Origin of the sequence: Crocosphaera chwakensis CCY0110 (genome assembly GCF_000169335.1) — a bacterium.
Classification (GTDB): Bacteria; Cyanobacteriota; Cyanobacteriia; order Cyanobacteriales; family Microcystaceae; genus Crocosphaera; species Crocosphaera chwakensis.
Genome location: NZ_AAXW01000016.1, coordinates 36805 through 56857, shown reverse-complemented (window position 1 = coordinate 56857; position 20053 = coordinate 36805). Strand labels below are relative to the sequence as shown.

The window sequence follows — 20053 nt, the reverse complement described above, 5'->3', positions numbered from 1 at the left end:
TATTAACTGTCATTCTGAGCGATACTATGTTATTAAACAGAAAATTATTGAGTTAAACCTGATAGTGAATAATCTCTATTTTGTGTTCATATATCTTTAAGAGATTGTTCCTAAAGAAAAAAAACAGTTAGTAGTGCCTTTAAGTTCAATCCTAGAAAATCAAGTTCATTTTCCTTTGAGGTAATGTGACTCAATTCCTTAATCTGTCGGAGATATAGGTGACAAATCATATAAGGATGTCTTTTTTGGCGACTAAACTAACTGCTCCACTGTTGTTCCCTAACCATTTACAATAATGAGGTGTATTACCATAAGATACAACCTTAGTTTAGGAACTTAAGACAGAAGTTAAGCATTTCTCGATAAATATAGCTCAAATTCAATAATAGAGACTGTTTTGACCATTTAGACTCTTGAGAGTATTTTTGCTTAAGTTCGGATAAAGGTTGCTTAAGTTCGGATCTTAGTTAGGACAAACAAGTTACAGCGTGTAGGATAAAGCAAAAGTATAAATTTTATGGGTTTTAGCTATTCCCACACCATTAAATATCAAAAAAATAGTTTGAAATTATTTATAAAAACGCTAATTATGGCATTACATTGACAAAGAATCGAGAACGCAAAAAATTAAAACGTTTATCTTCTTCTTTTTATAAATTTATATTGATAAAATTTATCGTCAAAAACCTAAAGATGATCGATACTAGCTCAATCATAGCAGTTTGATTGAATAATTGGTCAGGAGACTGAAAAGAAAAACAAAAATTTTACTAAAAGAGTTGCGATTGTGCCGAAACTTCGTTAAAAAACTTCTGTGCTGTTGCGCCACAGCGTAGCGAGGAACTTCTAACTTTGTTAACTGGCTTCTCCTGTCAAGCTAAACGCACGGACTTCAGTAATTTTCACTTTAATTAATTGTCCTTTTAATTGATCAATATCGCCTTTAAAAAAGGTCAATCGGTTGCCTCTAGTTCTTCCCATCACTTGACTATTATCTTTAGGGTTTTGATCTTCGACTAATACTTCTTCTATTCGGTTTAAATACCGTTGGGATCTTTGTGCTGCTTTTTGTGCAACTAAGTGGTTTAATCGTTGTAAGCGATCGCTTTTTATTTCTTCGCTTAATTGATTGTCCCAAATCGCTGCAGGGGTTCCAGGACGGGGAGAATAAGCTGCCGTATTTAATTGATCAAACCCGATGTCATCCACTAATTTTAAGGTGTTTTCAAACTGTTCTTCTGTCTCTCCAGGAAACCCAACAATGGCATCTGCACTAATAGAAGCATCAGGCATATATTGGCGAATTTTATCAATAATTTTTCGATATTTTTCGTGAGTATAACCTCGTTTCATGGCTTTTAAAACGTCATTATCTCCTGATTGAAAAGGAATATGAAAATGTTCACACACTTTAGGTAATTCGTGACAAGCTTTAATTAAACGTTCGGTAAAATAACGAGGGTGACTCGTAGCAAATCTCAGTCTTTCAATACCAGAAATATCGTGAACTTGATAAAGTAAATCTGTTAAGGTGTGTTGATGTCTTCCTGTTTCGGTTACTCCAGGTAAATCTCGGCCATAAGCATCAATATTTTGACCTAGTAAAGTAATTTCTTTATATCCTTGTTTTCCTAACAATTCCATTTCTTGATAAATCGCTTCAGGAGTTCGAGATTGTTCTACCCCTCTAACGTTAGGAACCACACAATAACTACACCGTTCATTACAACCATAAATAATGTTTACCCAAGCAGTAACGGTACTATCTCGACGGGGTTTCGTAATATCTTCTACGATATGAATAGGTTCAGTCGCAACCACTTGATTCCCGTCAAAAACCTGGGTTAATAAGTCTTGTAAACGGTTGGCGTGTTGAGGCCCCATAACTAAATCTAATTCTGGGACTCGTCTTAAGATTTGTTCTCCTTCCTGCTGGGCCACACATCCTGCGACTACTAACGTTAAATCTGGGTTTTCGTGTTTCCGTTTTGCCTGTCTTCCTAGATAAGAATAAACTTTTTGTTCAGCGTTATCCCGAATGGTACAGGTATTATAGAGGATTACATCAGCACCGTTCGGATCTTCAGACCATTGAAACCCCATGTCTTCTAAAATACCGGCCATGCGTTCTGAGTCAGCTTTATTCATCTGACAGCCAAAAGTAGTGATGTGGTAGTGGCGTGAGGTAGAGGTCATGATTCTGAGATTATTTTAAACGTCCAACTCTTTATTATAGTGGGAATATTAGTTTATTGCTTTATCTTTAAAGTATGACAAAGATGTGAAATAATATCCGGTAGGTTTGAAGAACAATAAAGTGAGAGTAACCAGTCCTATTGATAGTTAGAAGGATGTTGTGGCGGTTGTCATTTTAATCTATGGGTTTTGATTGTGTTATTAATTGCTTGTTCGTCATCGAATCAGTACCCTAGGAATTTTTTAGATGAATATCTCATATTCTCCTTCTAATAACCGTTTACTGGCTGCTTTACCAGAACGGGAATATCAACGCATTTCTCCTCATCTAGAGTTTGTCAATCTTCGTTTGGGACAAGTTCTTTATGAGGCTAATACATTAATTGACTCGGTATATTTTCCCCATCAATCAATGATTTCTATTGTTTCAAAATTAAAGGATAATGTTACCACCGAAATTGGCTTAATTGGTTGTGAAGGAATGATAGGACTTCCTGTTATCTTAGGAGGAAAATACTCGATTAATCAAGCTGTTGTTCAAGTAGCCGATGGAGCATTTAAAGTCAATGCAGATATTCTAAAGCAAGAATTTCAAAGAGGAGAAGCATTACAAAAACTTCTTTTACTATATACAGAAATACGGCTACAGCAAATTTCTCAAATTGCTGTTTGTCGGTCCCAGCACTCTATAGAAAAACGGTTTTGTCGTTGGTTATTATTAGTTCATGATGGGGTAGGGAATGATAAATTATTCCTAACCCAAAAATTTATGGCTGAGATGTTAGGAGTTCGTCGAGCAAGTGTAACAGAAACTGCTCAAAAATTACAAAAATCAAATCTGATTCGATATAAAAGAGGAGAAATAACGATTCTGAACAGACAGGGATTAGAAAAAAGAGTTTGTGAATGTTATCATCTCATGTGTCAAGAGTTTAATCGTTTAATGAATTTATCAAGATTTAAGCAATAAACTATTATCAATGAAAATCAATTTAGTCTTGCTTCTTTCTTTTACTAAGATATCTTCGAGTTTATGACTGTTTTCTATCAAAAATTTATTAATATTTACCTTGATTAAAGTTTGTATTTCTTCTTTTTTATTTTTCTTCCAAGAAATACTTGATATGATCATTATAATCATCAATCTACTGATTTAAACAAGTGTGTACGGATTCGTATGCTGATATCTTGCATCAGTACAAGAAAACTTAATAATTATCAGAAGGTAATCAATTGTGAATAAGTTAGCGTCAAAATGAAATACTATTGCGGATTGCCTTTTGCCTCTTGCCTCCCTAAACTAGCTCATGTAATCGAAGGTGCAAGATATGAGTATGTCTATATTTATCTCTCGAACAAAAAAAAGAAAATTAACCTCGTTTAGTACCTAGTAAACGGATGAATTCATCTTGTATGAGACGATAACATTCGCAAGCAGCATTTTCTAATTCTTCTTGATCGAGAATCGTAATTTTTCCACGACTATAGCGAATAATTCCTGCTTCTTGTAGAATATTAGCTGCTGTGGTGACTCCAGAACGTCTTGTTCCTAACATATTAGCGATAAATTCTTGGGTTAGGGGAAGTTCATCGGATAATACACAGTCATAAACCGATAGTAACCAACGAGCAAGACGTTTTTGTATTTTATGCTGACGGTTACAAGCTGCAGTTTGAGACACTTGGGTGATTCGAGCTTGAATATACAACAATAGCAAGTTTTGTAAGCTATTGCTTCTATGAAACTCCTGTTTGAGAATAGAACCGTCTAACTTTAAAGCTGTTCCTGAAATTTGTACAATAGCTTGATTAATATAATGCTTTCCTCCTAAGATAATTGGTAAACCTACCATCCCTTCTTTACCAATTAAACCGATTTCGGTGGTAGCACCATTTTCCATAATAGAGACAATAGAAATCATGGCTGAACAGGGAAAATAAGCCCACTCAATCGCTTGTTCCGGTTCATATAAAATTGTTCCAGCACTTAAGTCTAATGAGGTTAAATGAGGGGCTAACTTTTGATAATCTACATTAGGCAAAGCTTGAAGTAATCGATTTTCAACTAAAGTTTGGGGTAACACGGATAAGAAATTTGTCCAAAATAAATTAATGGTAATTAAAGGTTAGAAAACCGATGGGAAATATAGATTTTTGATAGTGGAAAAGGCTCATTTTTTATGATTTCTCTCTAAATCATTGTAGAAAATTTCAAAAATTAAGTTTTTTTCCCCAGTTAATCATACTGATATATTCCTATAGGATTTGTCAGTACGTTATCGTACATAGATTTACCTAGGTTATTTCACAGGGAACTATTACGGAGAAAAATAGGACACAATCAAAGAAGAGAAAAATCTTAACATAACTCCCCTACCCTATAGGTCATGGGGTTTATAATGCGAAAAACAATGTATTAATATGCCAATGACTAAGACAACTCAACCCATTAGGGGTAAACACTTATTTCTAACCTTGTTTTCCCTTCCGCTTTTGTGGGGAGGAATCTTAAGTTTACCAGGAACAGCCGGAGATATTGATATAGAAGTGGGTATCGTACAACGGTTTGGAGAAACAGAAGCGGAAAAGTTGTCGATTAGTGCAACCAATGGGGACACTTTAACAGTTAAGTTTCAAGATACCCAAGGACAAACCCAAACTTTAACCACCAGTCAACTCACCCTTGATATTGTTAAAGCGTCTTTACCTCAATCGTTGTTGAAAGAATACATTGTTTTGAGTGACCATGCTACCTTTGAAACGGCAGAAGATAGCGCGAACCAATGGCAAGATAAAGGGATAAAAACAGAAGTAACGCAACCGGGGAGATGGCAAGTTTGGGCAAAACGGGATGTTTATGAAACTCCTTTATTACGCCGTTTATTGTTAAAAAATCTCAAAGAAAAAGGTTATAATGACCCTTACTTAGAATCAGCTATTTTGACCTCTAAATCTCAAGCTACTTTTACTATTGCAGGGAAACAGTATAAGAGTGATTATTTAGAGATTATTCCAGGAAAAAACCCCATTCAAGTGAGTCATTCTCAACAAAAAACACGGCGTTATGGTGGGAGTTTAAAATTACAACCCAATTCCTATGGAACCTATACCTTAGTCAATGATGTTCCTTTAGAAACCTATTTAAGAGGAGTTGTTCCCCATGAAATAGGACCTAATGCCCCCCAAAATGCAGCAAAAGCGCAGACTATTATCGCTAGAACCTATGCGTTGCGTAATTTACGCCGATTTAAAGCTGATGATTACGAACTTTGCGCCGATACTCATTGTCAGGTGTATTATGGATTAAGTGAAACCAGTCCTAAAGCTGATCAAGCGATCGCAGCAACGAAAGGATTAGTATTAACCTATGAAAATGAGTTAGTAGATGCCCTTTATTCTTCGACCACAGGAGGGGTAACAGCGAGTTTTAGCGATGCTTGGAATGGGGAAGAAAGACCTTATTTAAAAGCGGTTATTGACTCACCCCAAAATGTTTGGAATCTCTCTCAAAAGTCTTTAGCAGATGAACAAGAATTTCGTAATTTTATTAGTTTAAAACAAGGGTTTAACGAGAGTGGACGTAACGTTTTTCGTTGGAACCGTCAAGCGACTTTAGACAGTTTAACGAAAGATTTACAAAAATATTTAGAACGACGAAAGCATCCTTTAGCGAATTTCAAAACCATCAAATCTATGGCAGTCACAGAACGATCTGATTCTGGACGTATTTTAACCATGAATGTGCAAACAGACCAAGGAATAATTGAGTTACAAAAGAACGAAGTTCGTAGTGCCTTTGGTCCGCCGAGAAGTACCCTTTTCTACCTTGATCCTATTTACAATAGCCAAAATCAATTAAGCGGTTATGCTTTTGTTGGGGGTGGTTTTGGTCATGGGGTTGGTCTCAGTCAATTTGGATCTTATAATTTAGCTAATTTAGGCTGGAGTGCAGAAAAAATCCTTTCTTTCTATTATCCTGGAACGAAAATTATTCCGCTAGATAATTCTATTGTTTTTTGGAGAGAAGAGGAATAATTAATAATTTATTGTAAGGTGGGTAAAGATTTGCCCACCATCACTTTACTAATAATCATTGTTCTTTTATTAAATAATTTGTGTTAAAAATGTTAGATAACATTATACTATTTGTTCTCTAACTAAGTTTCACATCTCCAAATGGAAATGCTATAGTTAATAGAATTAATTTTGATTCTTGTTTTGATTTTTAATCCTTTCAATTTCCTGTTGTAATTCTTCGATTTGCTTCCTTAAGTTGTCTGCTTCCTCAGTCCGATCAACCGTTACAGCTTCACTTTTTTGAGATGTTTTATAGTTCCCTTGACGAATGTTTTGATAGTCATTAGAATTAGCCCAATTTTGCAAATAATGAACTCTATCTACGGGAAAAGGATGGCTTAAAAATACTCCATTACCACCATTATAAATCAAAAATTTATACAGTTGATTAAGATCATCTTCATCTAATTCTCGATACTTATCTGCTTGTTTTAAAAACTCATCTAAATGACATTCATGGGCATATTTATGACTTCCTCCCGCCATTTTCATCATCATTCTAAAAATGGGTTCTGTATCATCTATAACCAATAAAGCAGCCCTATCTGCTGATAATTCTGCTTTTCTTCGCCATTCATAAAACGCAAAAATTAAACCACTACTAATAATATTTCCTAATCCTAAGGTTAATTCTCCAAATAAAGATGCTGCACCCATTGCCCAAATTGCCATTTGAATTAATAAACTATGATCACATTTGATATGACCTAATTCGTGGGCAATTACTGTTCTTAATTCCATTTCATTAGATAAGTCTAATAAACCAGCATTTAAAACAATATAAGGTTGTTGTTTACCTAAAGAATAAGCATTAGCAATAGGGTTTTGACTAACATAAATTAAGGGTTCAGGATTAATATCTAAATCATAGACAGTTTCTCTAAAAATACCGTATAAAGTACCATATTGACGAGGACCCACTTTAATACTATTTCCCATTAAAGAAATTTGTTGAGGTCTTTCATAAAGATATTCCATGAAGCTACTAGCAACAATATCAAAACCAGGAACACTCCTTAAAGTTTGTTCTGCTTGTTTATCTAAGGGGTGACGAAACGCTTCGCTTGAAAGTCCAGGGTAACTAGACATTATTTCCTCTCTTTAAATTCTTGATAATTAATTATATATTGTACAACATATAAACATTTAGTTAACAGCTTGACTTAGGCTAAAAAAAATGCGTTATAATTTGAGTCATTTATGATTTTATTTATTTAGCAAAATTGTTATAGTGATGAAAACAGCATTTTCTTTTACTAAACGTTTTTTCAAGATAGCCAGAAGAAGAAAACCCTTACAACAAGTTGACCTATTACATCCTGCTGGCAGCGATTTATATCATTGGTTATTAGCCTTATCTTGGCAAAAATTCCTCTTATTAACTACTATTTTTTATTTAGTTATTAATATTATCTTCGCTTCTGCTTATTTAACAGCAGGAGATGGAATTGCTAATGCTGAAGCAGGGTCATTTAAAGACGCATTTTTCTTTAGTATTCAAACCTTATCCACTGTAGGTTATGGTTCTATGTATCCCGAAACCTTCTATGCTCAAATTTTAGTCACTATAGAAGTATGGACAGGATTATTATTAGTCGCTATTTTAACGGGATTAATGTTTGCTCGTTTCTCTCGTCCTACTGCTAGGGTTTTATTTAGTAAAGTTGCTGTTATTTGCTCATTTAATGGGGTTCCTACTCTTATGTTTCGCACCGCGAACCAACGAGAAAATCAAATTTTAGAAGCGCAAATACAAGTTAGTTTAGTCCGTAACGAAATCAGCACCGAAGGTCATTTTATGCGCCGATTTTATGATTTGAATTTATTGCGATCGCAAACGCCTATTTTTGGTTTAAGTTGGCAAGTGATGCACCCTATTGATGAAAATAGCCCCTTTTTTGGAAAATCATCCGATAGTTTAGCCCAAGAAGATACAGAACTTTGGGTAACTTTAACGGGTTTAGATGAAACCTTTTCTCAAACTATTCATTCTCGTTATTTATACAGTTCACAAGACATTTTATGGGATATGAAATTAGCCGATATTTTCTTACAAGGATCAGATGGCAAATATTACGTTGATATTAATCATTTTCATGATGTAGTCCCTTTTTATCCTAAACAAGTTAATTCTAGGGTGAAAACATCTCATTTAATTGATAAATAATACCACATCTTTAGCCATTAAGAATTAACAATTAATAATTTCCTCTTCGAGGCAGTAAGTAGGTAGGTGTAATTAAATATAAAATACCAAAGTCGGTAGTTAAGGCTTCGGCTTTCATTATGACTAGCTTTGTCGTCTCTCAGGACTCATACTAGATCCGCTTTAGATAGTATAGTATTAACTTTCGGAGCAGGGAGCAGGGAGCAGGGAGTGGGGAGAAAAAACGTTACTCTACTAAAATAAGCGGATTTGGTATCACTACAAACTACAGAAACCTAAGAAAAAGCTTAAGATTACGCATTTTAAACCAAAGTTAACTTTTTGATTACTTATTCTTATTGCATTTTGATAATACTTGGTATTCGTGAGGAGTAATTCATCGTAATTATTAGCATTATTGAGAATTATCTTCATGAATCACCTTTATCCCTAACATTGGAGAACATGAAAAACATTTTAAAAATTATTGCTAGTTTAACGACTGTAGCCAGCATTGCTACTGTTGGCGCAGAAGCAACACAAGCACAGACAGCCTATCCAGAATCGCAAATGAAAGGACTTCCTGGTTGGAACACCGAAGCGATTTTTACAGTTGGGGAAAGCATTAATGGTTACACACCCACAGGTATTCTAGATGGAATTGGAGCCTTTAAACTGAACAATAGTACCGTTCGTTTTCTGGTTAACAGTGAGTTAAGCGGTGGTCAAGGATATTCTTATGATCTGAATACCCTCGATGGTGTTGCGGGTAACGAAGTCAGTGTACCGGGTGGTGCGCGTATCCATTTTTTTGATGTGGATATCAACAGTAAGCAAGTGGTTGATGGAGGATTGGCTTTCAACCGAATTTTTGATCGGGCCGGTAACTTAATCACCGATACCAGTCAGTTTCCTCTCGGTGCATCCTTAAACCGTTTCTGTTCCGGTATGCACGTTGATGCAGGAAGCTTTGGGTTTGTAGATGATATCTACTTCGCCGGCGAAGAAACCGACGGTGGAACTGAGTTTGTCCTAGATGTTGCCTCTATTAACAGTGCTGAAGGAGGTGCGCTTTATGCAGCCCCTGCGTTAGGTCGCGCTGCTTGGGAAAATATTACCCCTATTGATCCTGGTAATGAGAATCAAGTCGCCTTACTGGTTGGAGACGATAGAGAAGCAGCCCCCATGTATCTATACGTGGGTGAAAAAGATAGTTCTGCTGGCGCTGGTTTCTTAGAAAGAAACGGTTTAGCCCAAGGAACCCTTTATGTTTGGGTTGCAGACAGTGGGGAAACCATCCCAGAAGTTGGAGGATTTATTGGCACTGGCAATAGTCGTTCTGGTAATTGGGTTCCCGTGGTTAATATTGATCCAGAAACCCCTGATGCTGACGATAGCGACGGCTTTGACTCTGATGGTTATGCTACTCAAGATGGTTTAGATACCCAAAGTGGTCGGGCTGTGTTTTTGGGTGACACAGTTGTACCTGGCTTAACTAATGTTGGTGCCTTCCTCTTCTCCCGTCCTGAAGATGTGGCCACGAACCCTGACAACCCTAATGAAGTTGTCATGGCTTCTACCGGTCGGGATAGTATCTTTCCAGACGATAGTTGGGGAACCACCTATAGGTTTGTCAACGATTTAACAACGTTAACTGCTGAGGCGACTATTCTTTACGATGGAGATGATGCAGGTAATGGTCAGTTTGCCGGGCCCGACTTTGGTCTTCGTAGCCCTGACAACTTAGACTGGGCAGATGATGGGAAAATTTACATTCAAGAAGACCGTTCCGTTGATGGTTTTTGTCTAACCAGTGGAGAAGAAGCCTCTATCTGGCGACTTGATCCTACCAATGGTCAGTTAGCAAGAGTTGCCCAAATGGATCGCAGTGTTGTCGTTCCTGCTGGGGTAACTGATAGTAGCCCCAACGACTGTGGTAACTGGGAAAGTTCAGGGATCTTAGATGTTACTGAACTGTTTGGGAGCAAAGAAAGACTCTTTGTTCTCGATGTTCAAGCCCATAGTCTCCGTGATGGGATCATTGCTAGTGAAGACTTAGTACAAGGGGGTCAGTTAGTTCTTATGTCTGAGTCAGTGCCTGAACCGAGTGCAACCCTCGGACTGTTCGCTTTAGCGGGTGCTGTTGGTGTAGGGACTTATGGCTGTAAGCGTAAGAAATAGGAGTCATACACCATAACGCAATTGTTGAAATTAAACCATTGCTAGGGATCACTCCCACTGAAAATACATAACTATATCAATTCTAAACTCTAGCAAACGATAGTAGGGATCTTGTTTCGCAAGGTTCCTATTTTATTAGAAGCAAAAACCAGCGATCGCGATCGCTGGATACCCTAATAAAAATATTGTTGTTGTTTTCCGAGGAAATCGGGTAGCACGTTCCCAAATTGGCTAACCAGTCGATTTCTATACCTAAAGTGTAACATCAAGCACGAATTTTTGTAAATAATATTTAAAATATTTGTTTCAATCTTGATTTTTTAGATAAGATTGTATCTTATGTGGTTTTCCCCAACGCACCCGTTCTCGTTGATAAATAACCATCCCAGGCTTAGCTCCTTTGGGCTTATAGACGTATTTGGGTTCTGTGTAAACGACCGGAACTTGTTCGCTTTGACGAGCCTTACTGTAGTAAGCAGCCCAGTCAGCAGCACAATCAAGATCCCCCTCACTGGGGACAGCACCCGGTTCAAGTCTCAATAATACATGACTGCCAGCACTTTCTTGGGTATGAAACCATAAATCGTAGTCCCCTGCAGTACGAAAGGTGAGGCGATCGTTTTGTCGGTTATTACGACCGATCCACACTTCAAACCCGGATGGGGTTTTATGTTGATAAGGTTGAGACTCGTCAAAACTTTTCTGGGTTGGTTGGCTAGGAGAAGGTAAATAATTTTGTTGAATTAATTCTTCTTTGATTTCTTCTAAGGTTTGTAAGTCTTCTAAGGAATAATAATTATCAACTTGCTGTAAGCTGTCTTCTACTTGTTCTAAGTAGTTGATTTCTTCTTGAACTTTATTTAATAAGGGTTCTACTGCACTTTTTGCTCGTTTGAGTTTTTGATGTTTTTTATAGCAAAGTTGTGCATTTTGTATGGCATTTTTTTCAGGGTTTAAAGTTATTTTTATAGGTTTTTGGGTTTCAAAATCATTTAAAGTAATGGAATCCATTCCTGGTTCCCATAGATGAGAATGGGCCATTAATAAATCTCCTTTCTGCCGGTATTCATCTGCTTCTGAGGATTGCTGCATTTTTTGTTTAAAATTATCGGCTTTACTGTAAAGTTTTTTCAGAGAAGATTTTAGTTTTTGTTGCAGTTGGTGTCTTAGCTGTTTGAATTTTTCTTGATTAATTTTGTTATGATAATAATCATTAATTAAAGTTTGTATATTAATCGCTTCGCTAATTATTCCCCAACCTAAAACAGTATAACCCTCTTCAGTATAACCTGGATTAAAGTTTTTCGTTTCTAAACTTTTTAGCCAAAACTGCCAAAGTTTATATAACTCATTCCAGTTATTTTCTGTTAAATTTTCTGTAGAATCTTGTGGTTGTAACCCGACTTCTTTAATCATAGAAGAAACAACAACAGGACTTAAACCACGATAACTATTTAATAATTGCTTTTTAAGAGAACCAGGAATCAAACTAACTCTTTCTTGCCATCTTTGTTGATCTTCTTCTAACTTGGGAAAAGTTCCAGTTAAGGCGGGGGGAAATTCGTAATTTTGTCCGGTTTGCACTGTTCTAACTGTCGATTGATTGGCATTAACTTGATGAGCAACGGTAACAATTTGCTGCTTATTATCTGTTAAAATAACATTACTATATTTTCCCATGATTTCTACAAAAAGATGCCAAACGGGTTCGTCTCCTGGACGTTTAGCAAATTGTAAATCAACGACTCTTTCCCAAGGAGAAATCATCTTTAAATCGATCAGTGCAAACCCATTTAATTGGTGACGTAATTGATCGCTAAAGGTGAAGGTATCAGGTGTTTTAGGAGGAGGATCTCCTATTCCTAATCTAGCAGCTTGAGGATGCCAAGAAATGGTTAACCAACTACGTTTTTTTAAGGTACGTAAAGCGATAAAAATGGTATAGCGATCGCGTTGATAAACTTGTTCAACTTTGGCCGGTATCCAATGGGTTTGTAAATCATGACAAATGGCGGTTAAGGTGGTAACATCAACGGACTGCATAGGAGATAATTGATAACTTATTATCTTTTATTTTCGCAAATTTTTGCTGAAATGAAAAGAAGTATTCTACTTTTTTATTTACGCTTAGTTGGAATTAATGTTAGGGTAATCAGTTCTCCTGATTCGTCTATTTCAAGAGAATTAATAATATTAATATTATTATTAGATAAATAATTAATATTGTCTGTTTCTTCTTCTGAAATATCAGGAATAGTTAATAATGCTGTTTTTGCTCCCTGAAATAAGTTTAAGTTAGTCATTGGAATATTTTCAACAATTGTGGGTTCTTGCTCTTGATTTTGAGTAAAATTAACTTGACGACATTGATCATTACTTTGTTGACAAATTACAGTTTCATTAGCAGGAATCAATACTTTATTTTTAAACTCAATCGATTTAATTTCAGTTAAAGGAATACCACTGGTATAACCTTTATAGCTAATAATTAAACTACGGTTATTCAAATCGATAAAGTTTCCTGTGGTCATATTTCCAGATTTCAAAGAAACAACAACAAAATCAGGAAAAGCAATTTGAATTTTTTGCTCAATATTCTCTTGTTTATTTTGCTGTGACAATAACATAGGATTAGCTAAAGCCATACCTGGAAAAGTTACAAGGGTACTTGTTAGTAGCATAGATACCAATTGTTTCATGGTAAAAACTCCTTTAGAAAACAAAAATAAGACACTGACAGGAATTATGATTTTCTGGCTATCATGCTTATAAAATTAGTAATTATTTCAAACATTATAGTAGCTTAGAAATAAGTTGCTAACTTGTCTATCTTATTTTTTTATATGTCATTGATTACCATTTGTAAAATCTAGACTTTAATGTAACAAATCTTGAGTCCACAACGACGATTAACTAAGACTCTTGACAAGAAGATTTAGACAAAATGTCTTGAAATTGTTGATATTGAAAGAGATAGCCTTCTAGTATGGCAAATTGAGATAAATTTAAACGATAATAGATCCAACGACCTTCTTGACGCGATCGCACTAATTTAGCTTCTTTCAAATTTTTCAGATGAAAAGAGAGTTTAGATTGACTAATATCAAGTTTTTCACAAAGATCACAAACACATAACTCTTTACTTTTTAGTAACTCCAAAACCTGTAAACGAATCGGATCAGATAAAGCTCGAAATCCTAGTAAAATAGTTGATAACTTAGTAGAAGTTGTGGTTACCATCAATCAATTAATAATTATTGTCTTAATCTTATAATAAAGCAAAGACAAATAACTGATAACTGAATCAATGGCTCGTCAACGCTCAAAATCAGATTTACCCAGTAAAATATGTCCTGTTTGTGGCCTTTCCTTCACATGGCGAAAAAAATGGGACAAATGCTGGGATGATGTAAAATATTGCTCCGAACGATGTCGCAGAAGACGCTCTCAAATACAGGATAAAGATTCATGACTACAACCCAACCCAAACTAATCATTCATGGAGGTGCGAGTTCCCTATACGATAAAGGGGGTTTAGAAAAAGTGCGTCCCACCCTCCATAAAATTGTTACCGAAGTGTATCAATTATTAAAAGATGGGAAACCATCCATAGATGCAGTAGTTAGGGGATGTCAGTTGCTCGAAAATGAGCCAGGTTTCAACGCAGGAACTGGATCGGTGTTACAATCTGATGGACAAATTCGCATGAGTGCCTCTTTGATGGAAGGGTTGAGTCAAACCTTTAGTGGTGTTATTAATATCTCCCGCGTCAAAAATCCTATCGATTTAGCTAACTATTTACAAAATGAAAGCGATCGCATTCTCTCGGATATGGGGTCTGCCGAATTAGCCAGAGAATTGAATATCCCTGTTTATGACCCTTTAACGGAGTTTCGGGCTAAAGAATGGATTGAAGAGTGGAAAGATGATTTTCAGCGCAAAATGGGACGTTTAATTGCAAAACCAGAGTCTTTTGAAGCAAGACGGGGAACCATCGGGGTGGTGGCTTTAGATAGTCAGGGAAAAATTGCGGCCGGAACCTCTACCGGAGGAAAAGGGTTAGAAAGAATTGGCCGAGTGAGTGATTCTGCTATGCCAGCTGGTAACTATGCTACCGCAGAGGCAGGGGTGAGTTGCACAGGGATAGGGGAAGATATCGTTAATGAGTGTTTTGCTGCGCGGGTGGTGATTCGAGTGGGAGATGGGTTATCTTTACCCGAAGCGATGCAGAAGTCGATGGAAGAAAGCAAAAAACGAAACAGAGATTTAGGGGCGATCGCATTAGACCATAATGGCGTTATTAGTTGGGGGAAAACCAGCGAAATTTTACTGGCTGCTTATCATGATGGTTCTACCATTGGGGATACTTTAGAATGGCAAACAGATGAATTAATGGGATATTGTTAAAATCATGGGTCAAACAGGGTGTCTTAATACTTACGAAACAGATTATTATCAATGGACTATTGAACAAGCTGATGCTTTACGAAGGTTAATCAATACGAATCAAGGGTTAAAGCATTTAGATAAATTAGACTGGGATAATATTATTGAGGAGATTGAAGCATTGGGACGTAGCGAATACAATGCGGTTGTGAGTTTGTTAATTAGACAAATCGAACACAAGCTAAAAATTGATTACGTTTCCTTAGAAGACTGTTATAGAAAATGGAAGTCTGAGGTCATGGTTTTTAAAGTTAATATGACCCGTAAATATGCCCCAAGCATGAAACCTAAACTTACACACCAATTTGAAGGAATCTATCAAGATGCAGTAAAAATTGTTAAGGCTGAGTATGATGTTGATTTACCTAAAGAATGCCCTTATCTTCTAGAAGATTTGCTGTTCTAAAGGCTGTTAGTCAATATCCAGTTAGAAAACTGTCACTTTGCTTAAATTGTTTTTCGTTTTTTCAATTATTCTCGATGGTATCAAGAATTTATCTTGTTCCTCCTTGACACCTAGAGACAATCAATATGAGTAGAAATCAATTAACTCAAGATCATAGTGCAGCTTGGGTGATTCAGACTTGGGCATCTTTTATCTTAGCTGTATCGATTACAACTGTTGGTATTCTTTATTTACCTGTTAATGGTTGGATTAAAGCGTTTATGGGTATGGGATTAACTTTTACAGTTGGTTCTACAATTAGCTTAACCAAAACTCAAAGAGATTTACATGAAAGAAGTAAATTAGTTTCTCGCGTTGATGAAGCTAAGGTAGAAAAGCTGCTTTCTGAACATAATTAATTGATGGAAATTTTCTTTTTTTGTTTTCTACGACCCATGACATACTGGCCCTGAATATTAACTATATAAGGAACACAATAAGTTAGTAGCCCAGAAATCCAGCAATCTTGGGTCATTTTTCCTTGCATAACGGCTTTACCATGAATAATAGTAAAGAAAATTGAACCGACGACTAAAGCTACTTTAATAGCCATTTTACTCAAATTTTTATTAAATAATGCTTGAAAAAAACCTAACCAAAATCTCATGATTTTTGTCCAGAAATCAAACCAAACCGAATTAAACCCCGTTCATAACCTCGACTCATTAAGCCTAATGATAACGCTCCTTCTACAGTTTGCCAACCGCTTTTAAATAGACCTATTATTGCCTCTAAATTGAAAGCTGAATCTATCACAATATCCCAAAAAGGAGCGACTTCCATTGACCAATCATCTACTTTAATCTGATTAAAGCCACAGTCACAGGCAATGGTTTCGTATTCGGGTAAAGATATGACATAAGGTAAACAATAAACCCGATAAATTTCTGCTAAATGTTGTTTTTCATCTTCTGTTAATTCTCCTGCCCAAGAATCAGTAGGACGATGACACCAAGTAGCACAAATAAACGTACCACCTGGTTTTAATACCCGATAACATTCTTGAAAAAATTTCTTTTTATCTGGCATATGTTCCCCACTTTCAAGAGACCAAACCAAGTCAAAATTATTGTCTGCAAAGGGCATATTTAGAGCATCAGCCACCTGAAATTGTACTGTTTCTTCTAATTTGAACTGAGTCGCTCTTTCTGTCGCTCTATTTGCCTGTACAGAAGATAGGGTAATTCCTATTGCTTGGGCATTAAATTTTTCAGATAAATAGAGGGTGCTTCCTCCGATCCCACAACCGACATCAATTAAGTTAGTAACGTCTTTTATATTTGCCCAATTTAACAGTTCTTCGATTAAATCAATTTGTGCTTGACGACGATTAAGTTTGCAATTCCCACCTCTGCCATAGTAACCGTGGTGCATATGTTCACCCCATATTTGTTCCCACAAGTTACTTGAGGTGTCATAAAATCGAGCAATTTTTTCTGATAGGTTAGATGCGTGACTCATGAATAAATAATTTATCTTGTGATTTTGACTCTTTGATGTTTATAGCAAAAATTGATAGCAGTTGTCATACTGATAAAAAATATCAGTTAAATTTTTTGAGACAGGGGTTAGATGTCAGATAGCTCGAATGAGTCAATAAGTATAATCAATAGGAAACAAGAAGAAAGACCAACTTTAATATACTTTCTTCTTGCAGTTACGTTATTATTAGTTTTTATTGGGGATCACCGCAGACATAATCTGACCGAATCCACCCTCTATTACCTTGGTATTCTGTAAACCACCACCAATAATTATCTTCAGAGTAAAATCCCCCATAGAGTGGTATGAAACTTTGATCAGGAATGGTTTTTAAGACTTTACTATTATTAGTATTGGGTTGTTGACGTAAATTAACATTTGAATTCGCATTCCATGTTCTCACTAAACCTTGATCTAAATAACCACCAACACTATATTCTGAAGGCAATTGGTTTCTTGGAAAGGGATTAATGGTTAATTCATAGTAAGGTTGAGGATCATAGTCTGAAATTCCTAGACAAGGCCCTTCTTTTGCAGTAGCGATAGATGAACAGGTTAAGGAAATACCAACTACTAAAGAAGCTATCATTGCTCCTTTAGCTTTTAGAGTTAATAACATCATTATATCCTCCTTAATTCCTTATTTATATTTTATCAAATAACTTTAGTTGGAAAACATAATCTTTCTGACAAAATAAATCTGTAAAAGTAACTTTTTATGAAGGTAAGTAAAATGATCAGAATTATATGTTTATTTACGATCACCTAATTATGTGGGTAAAAATATTTTTCCCTTAATTTTTTCAATAGCACTATAAATATTTTCAGCCTTAAAATAAGGGGCCCTTCTTCTGAAGAACACCCTTTCGTCGTGCAATCTATTTAACTTGTTACAATTAAAAAGCATTAACCATTATTAACTCATCGCAGCGTTCGAGCGATCATAAGAACTACGAAAACCAGAACAAGGTTTACCTTGAATAGTTGTCCAATAATCTGTTTCCACATCTACGCCAATTTCAGAGGCTGCCCGCCCTAACATCGATTGTTGACGGTTTTTGACCATTTGGTGATGACGCATCATTAAGGCTCTTGCTTGTTGTTGAGTAGACATAATTTTTTAGACTCCGATTGTTTATGGTGTTTTTTTATTGTGGTTTGTTTCACCCTCATTATTATTTATAACATAAAATTCTGTAACATTTGCTACAAAATGATGTTTTGTCTATAAAACTTAATATTTTGTTTGGGATCGTGAAAATAACTATGCCTGTAGACATAGAAAGGTTAGGAGATGAAAATAAAAAATAATGTCAGGGTTCGTTGAACTCATTACCCAAAAAAATCGTTATGATAAAAGATCGAGCAAAATTATTATCTCTACAAACTGATATCTTAGATTAACTATTATGGCATTACCTATTGTTGCAATTATTGGACGGCCCAATGTGGGCAAATCAACCTTGGTTAACCGTTTAGCCAAAGATAGACAAGCGATCGTACACGATCAGCCGGGGATTACGCGCGATCGCACATATCGACCAGCGTTTTGGCGTGATCGCGATTTTCAAGTGGTGGACACAGGAGGGCTAGTTTTTGACGATGATACAGAATTTTTACCCTTGATCCGAGAACAAGCTATGGCAGCATTAACTGAGGCCAGCGCAGCTATTTTCGTAGTAGATGGACAACTTGGACCTACAGCAGGCGATCGTGAAATTTCAGACTGGTTAAGACGACAACAAGTTCCTGTGTTATTAGCGGTGAATAAATGTGAATCACCTGAACAAGGATTAATGCAAGCGGCCGAATTTTGGGAATTAGGACTAGGGGAACCTTATCCCATTTCTGGCATTCACGGTAGTGGAACTGGGGAATTACTCGATGAATTAATTACCTATTTACCCTCTCCTGATGAACTTCCCGATAGAGAAGAAATTAATGTTTCAATTATCGGTCGTCCTAATGTAGGAAAATCCAGTTTATTGAATGCGTTCTTAGGGGAACAAAGAGCCATTGTTAGTCCTATTTCTGGGACAACTAGAGATACTATTGATACGGTAGTCGAACGAGGAGAAAACACCTATCGTTTAATCGATACAGCCGGCATTCGTCGCAAAAAAAATGTTAACTATGGGGCAGAATTTTTTAGTATTAATCGAGCCTTTAAAGCCATTCGTCGCGCGGATGTTGTCTTATTAGTTATTGATGCTATTGATGGAGTGACAGACCAAGATATCAAGTTAGCAGATCGCATTATTGATGAAGGAAGGGCAGCTATTATTGTAGTTAATAAATGGGATGCAGTAGAAAAGGATTCTTACACCATTTATGAGTATAAACAAAGGGTAATGGATCGACTTTATTTTATGGAATGGGCTGATATTATTTTTGTCAGTGCCATGTCAGGAAAACGAGTGGAAAATATCTTTGAATTAGTAGATTTAGCAGTAGAAGAACATCGTCGCAGGGTGAATACATCTGTTGTCAACGAAGTGTTAGAAGAAGCCGTTAAATGGCATTCACCTCCAACCAGTAGACAAGGAAAACAAGGGAGAATTTATTACGGAACCCAGGTATCGAGTCAACCGCCAACAATTACTTTATTCGTCAATGATCCTAAGCGATTTAACGATAATTATAAACGCTATATTGAGCGACAATTTCGAGAACAAATTGGTTTTCCTGGGACACCTATTCGTTTGTTATGGAGAGGCAAGAAAATGCGAGATATTGAACCCAGTTTAAATAGAGCAACCAAAGTTTAGCAGAATCAACATTTGTAGGGTGGGCAATGCCCACCTTACAATTCTCCAAATTCAGTCAATATATAAGTATGATAAACATTTGTTGACGTTAGAAAATTTAGCCAACTTTTTTAATTAGAATTCTTTTTAATTTTTTTCTATCATATCCATTACAAAACTTTTTTGATCAAAACTAGATCCTTGATCTAAGGTTAGTTTTTTAACAGTTCTTAATACTTGAAGTAGTCCAGGTCAAAAACTAATCTAAAATTTTTAGCTTTCATTAAGGTTCGGCTTTATAATATAACCTAGAAGTAGAAGTGTTTAGTAGCA

19 protein-coding genes are annotated in these 20053 nt (G+C 36.1%); 9 read left to right on the top strand and 10 right to left on the bottom strand.

Features of this window, described 5'->3' with window-relative positions; genetic code table 11:
* Positions 1-855 precede the first annotated feature (855 nt).
* Complete coding sequence (gene miaB / locus CY0110_RS12285) at positions 856-2196, bottom strand: tRNA (N6-isopentenyl adenosine(37)-C2)-methylthiotransferase MiaB (protein ID WP_035799281.1); 1341 nt, start codon at positions 2194-2196, stop codon at positions 856-858.
* Between the two features lie 247 nt (positions 2197-2443).
* On the opposite strand from miaB, the gene CY0110_RS12280 reads away from it, so the two are divergent.
* Positions 2444-3166 carry a Crp/Fnr family transcriptional regulator gene (locus CY0110_RS12280; protein ID WP_008275765.1) on the top strand — a complete coding sequence of 241 codons (723 nt, stop codon included), beginning with the start codon at positions 2444-2446 and terminating at the stop codon, positions 3164-3166.
* A gap of 400 nt (positions 3167-3566) precedes the next feature.
* On the opposite strand, the gene CY0110_RS12270 is transcribed toward CY0110_RS12280, so the two are convergent.
* Positions 3567-4280, bottom strand: a complete 714-nt coding sequence (locus tag CY0110_RS12270; RefSeq protein WP_008275763.1) for a Crp/Fnr family transcriptional regulator — start codon at positions 4278-4280, stop codon at positions 3567-3569.
* 343 nt (positions 4281-4623) lie between these two features.
* On the opposite strand from CY0110_RS12270, the gene CY0110_RS12265 reads away from it, so the two are divergent.
* Entirely contained in the window at positions 4624-6231 is a 1608-nt protein-coding gene (locus CY0110_RS12265) for a SpoIID/LytB domain-containing protein (RefSeq protein WP_008275762.1), read from the top strand.
* A gap of 165 nt (positions 6232-6396) precedes the next feature.
* On the opposite strand, the gene CY0110_RS12260 is transcribed toward CY0110_RS12265, so the two are convergent.
* A complete protein-coding gene (locus CY0110_RS12260) occupies positions 6397-7362 on the bottom strand; it encodes a M48 family metallopeptidase (protein ID WP_008275761.1) in 966 nt (321 codons plus the stop codon).
* A gap of 145 nt (positions 7363-7507) precedes the next feature.
* On the opposite strand from CY0110_RS12260, the gene CY0110_RS12255 reads away from it, so the two are divergent.
* Positions 7508-8440 (top strand): ion channel, encoded by a 933-nt coding sequence (locus CY0110_RS12255; protein WP_008275760.1) that lies wholly within the window; start codon positions 7508-7510, stop codon positions 8438-8440.
* 444 nt (positions 8441-8884) lie between these two features.
* Complete coding sequence (locus CY0110_RS12250) at positions 8885-10600, top strand: alkaline phosphatase PhoX (protein WP_008275759.1); 1716 nt, start codon at positions 8885-8887, stop codon at positions 10598-10600.
* Positions 10601-10906: 306 nt separating this feature from the next.
* Here the strand turns inward: CY0110_RS12250 and CY0110_RS12245 are convergent, their stop codons facing one another.
* From CY0110_RS12245 to CY0110_RS12235, 3 genes are all read right to left on the bottom strand, one after another.
* Positions 10907-12643, bottom strand: coding sequence for an Rqc2 family fibronectin-binding protein (locus CY0110_RS12245; protein ID WP_008275758.1), 1737 nt, complete (start codon positions 12641-12643; stop codon positions 10907-10909).
* A 74-nt stretch (positions 12644-12717) separates the two neighbouring features.
* A complete protein-coding gene (locus CY0110_RS12240; RefSeq protein WP_008275757.1) occupies positions 12718-13299 on the bottom strand; it encodes a hypothetical protein in 582 nt (193 codons plus the stop codon).
* Between the two features lie 214 nt (positions 13300-13513).
* Positions 13514-13840, bottom strand: a complete 327-nt coding sequence (locus CY0110_RS12235; protein ID WP_008275756.1) for an ArsR/SmtB family transcription factor — start codon at positions 13838-13840, stop codon at positions 13514-13516.
* A 67-nt stretch (positions 13841-13907) separates the two neighbouring features.
* Here CY0110_RS12235 and CY0110_RS28605 point away from each other — a divergent pair, with 67 nt between their 5' ends.
* From CY0110_RS28605 to CY0110_RS12220, 4 genes are all read left to right on the top strand, one after another.
* Complete coding sequence (locus tag CY0110_RS28605; protein ID WP_008275755.1) at positions 13908-14072, top strand: DUF2256 domain-containing protein; 165 nt, start codon at positions 13908-13910, stop codon at positions 14070-14072.
* Entirely contained in the window at positions 14069-15007 is a 939-nt protein-coding gene (locus CY0110_RS12230; RefSeq protein WP_008275754.1) for an isoaspartyl peptidase/L-asparaginase, read from the top strand. The genes CY0110_RS28605 and CY0110_RS12230 overlap by 4 nt, the downstream gene beginning before the upstream one ends.
* Positions 15008-15011: 4 nt before the next feature.
* Complete coding sequence (locus CY0110_RS12225) at positions 15012-15452, top strand: DUF29 domain-containing protein (RefSeq protein WP_008275753.1); 441 nt, start codon at positions 15012-15014, stop codon at positions 15450-15452.
* Positions 15453-15577: 125 nt separating this feature from the next.
* Complete coding sequence (locus CY0110_RS12220) at positions 15578-15850, top strand: YiaA/YiaB family inner membrane protein (protein ID WP_008275752.1); 273 nt, start codon at positions 15578-15580, stop codon at positions 15848-15850.
* On the opposite strand, the gene nrtS is transcribed toward CY0110_RS12220, so the two are convergent.
* The 4 genes from nrtS to CY0110_RS12200 form a co-directional block, all read right to left on the bottom strand.
* Positions 15847-16098, bottom strand: coding sequence for a nitrate/nitrite transporter NrtS (nrtS, locus tag CY0110_RS12215; protein ID WP_008275751.1), 252 nt, complete (start codon positions 16096-16098; stop codon positions 15847-15849). The two genes, CY0110_RS12220 and nrtS, sit on opposite strands and share 4 nt — an antisense overlap.
* Entirely contained in the window at positions 16095-16952 is an 858-nt protein-coding gene (locus CY0110_RS12210; protein ID WP_008275750.1) for a methyltransferase domain-containing protein, read from the bottom strand. The genes nrtS and CY0110_RS12210 overlap by 4 nt, the downstream gene beginning before the upstream one ends.
* A 214-nt stretch (positions 16953-17166) precedes the next feature.
* Positions 17167-17595 carry an SH3 domain-containing protein gene (locus CY0110_RS12205; protein ID WP_008275749.1) on the bottom strand — a complete coding sequence of 143 codons (429 nt, stop codon included), beginning with the start codon at positions 17593-17595 and terminating at the stop codon, positions 17167-17169.
* A gap of 294 nt (positions 17596-17889) precedes the next feature.
* On the bottom strand, positions 17890-18087 hold the full coding sequence (locus tag CY0110_RS12200) for a hypothetical protein (protein ID WP_008275748.1): 198 nt from the start codon (positions 18085-18087) through the stop codon (positions 17890-17892).
* 295 nt (positions 18088-18382) lie between these two features.
* Between CY0110_RS12200 and der the strand changes: the two genes are divergently transcribed.
* The gene (der, locus tag CY0110_RS12195; RefSeq protein ID WP_008275747.1) at positions 18383-19741 is read left to right on the top strand and encodes a ribosome biogenesis GTPase Der; all 1359 of its coding nucleotides are present in this window, start codon (positions 18383-18385) and stop codon (positions 19739-19741) included.
* Positions 19742-20053: the final 312 nt, after the last annotated feature.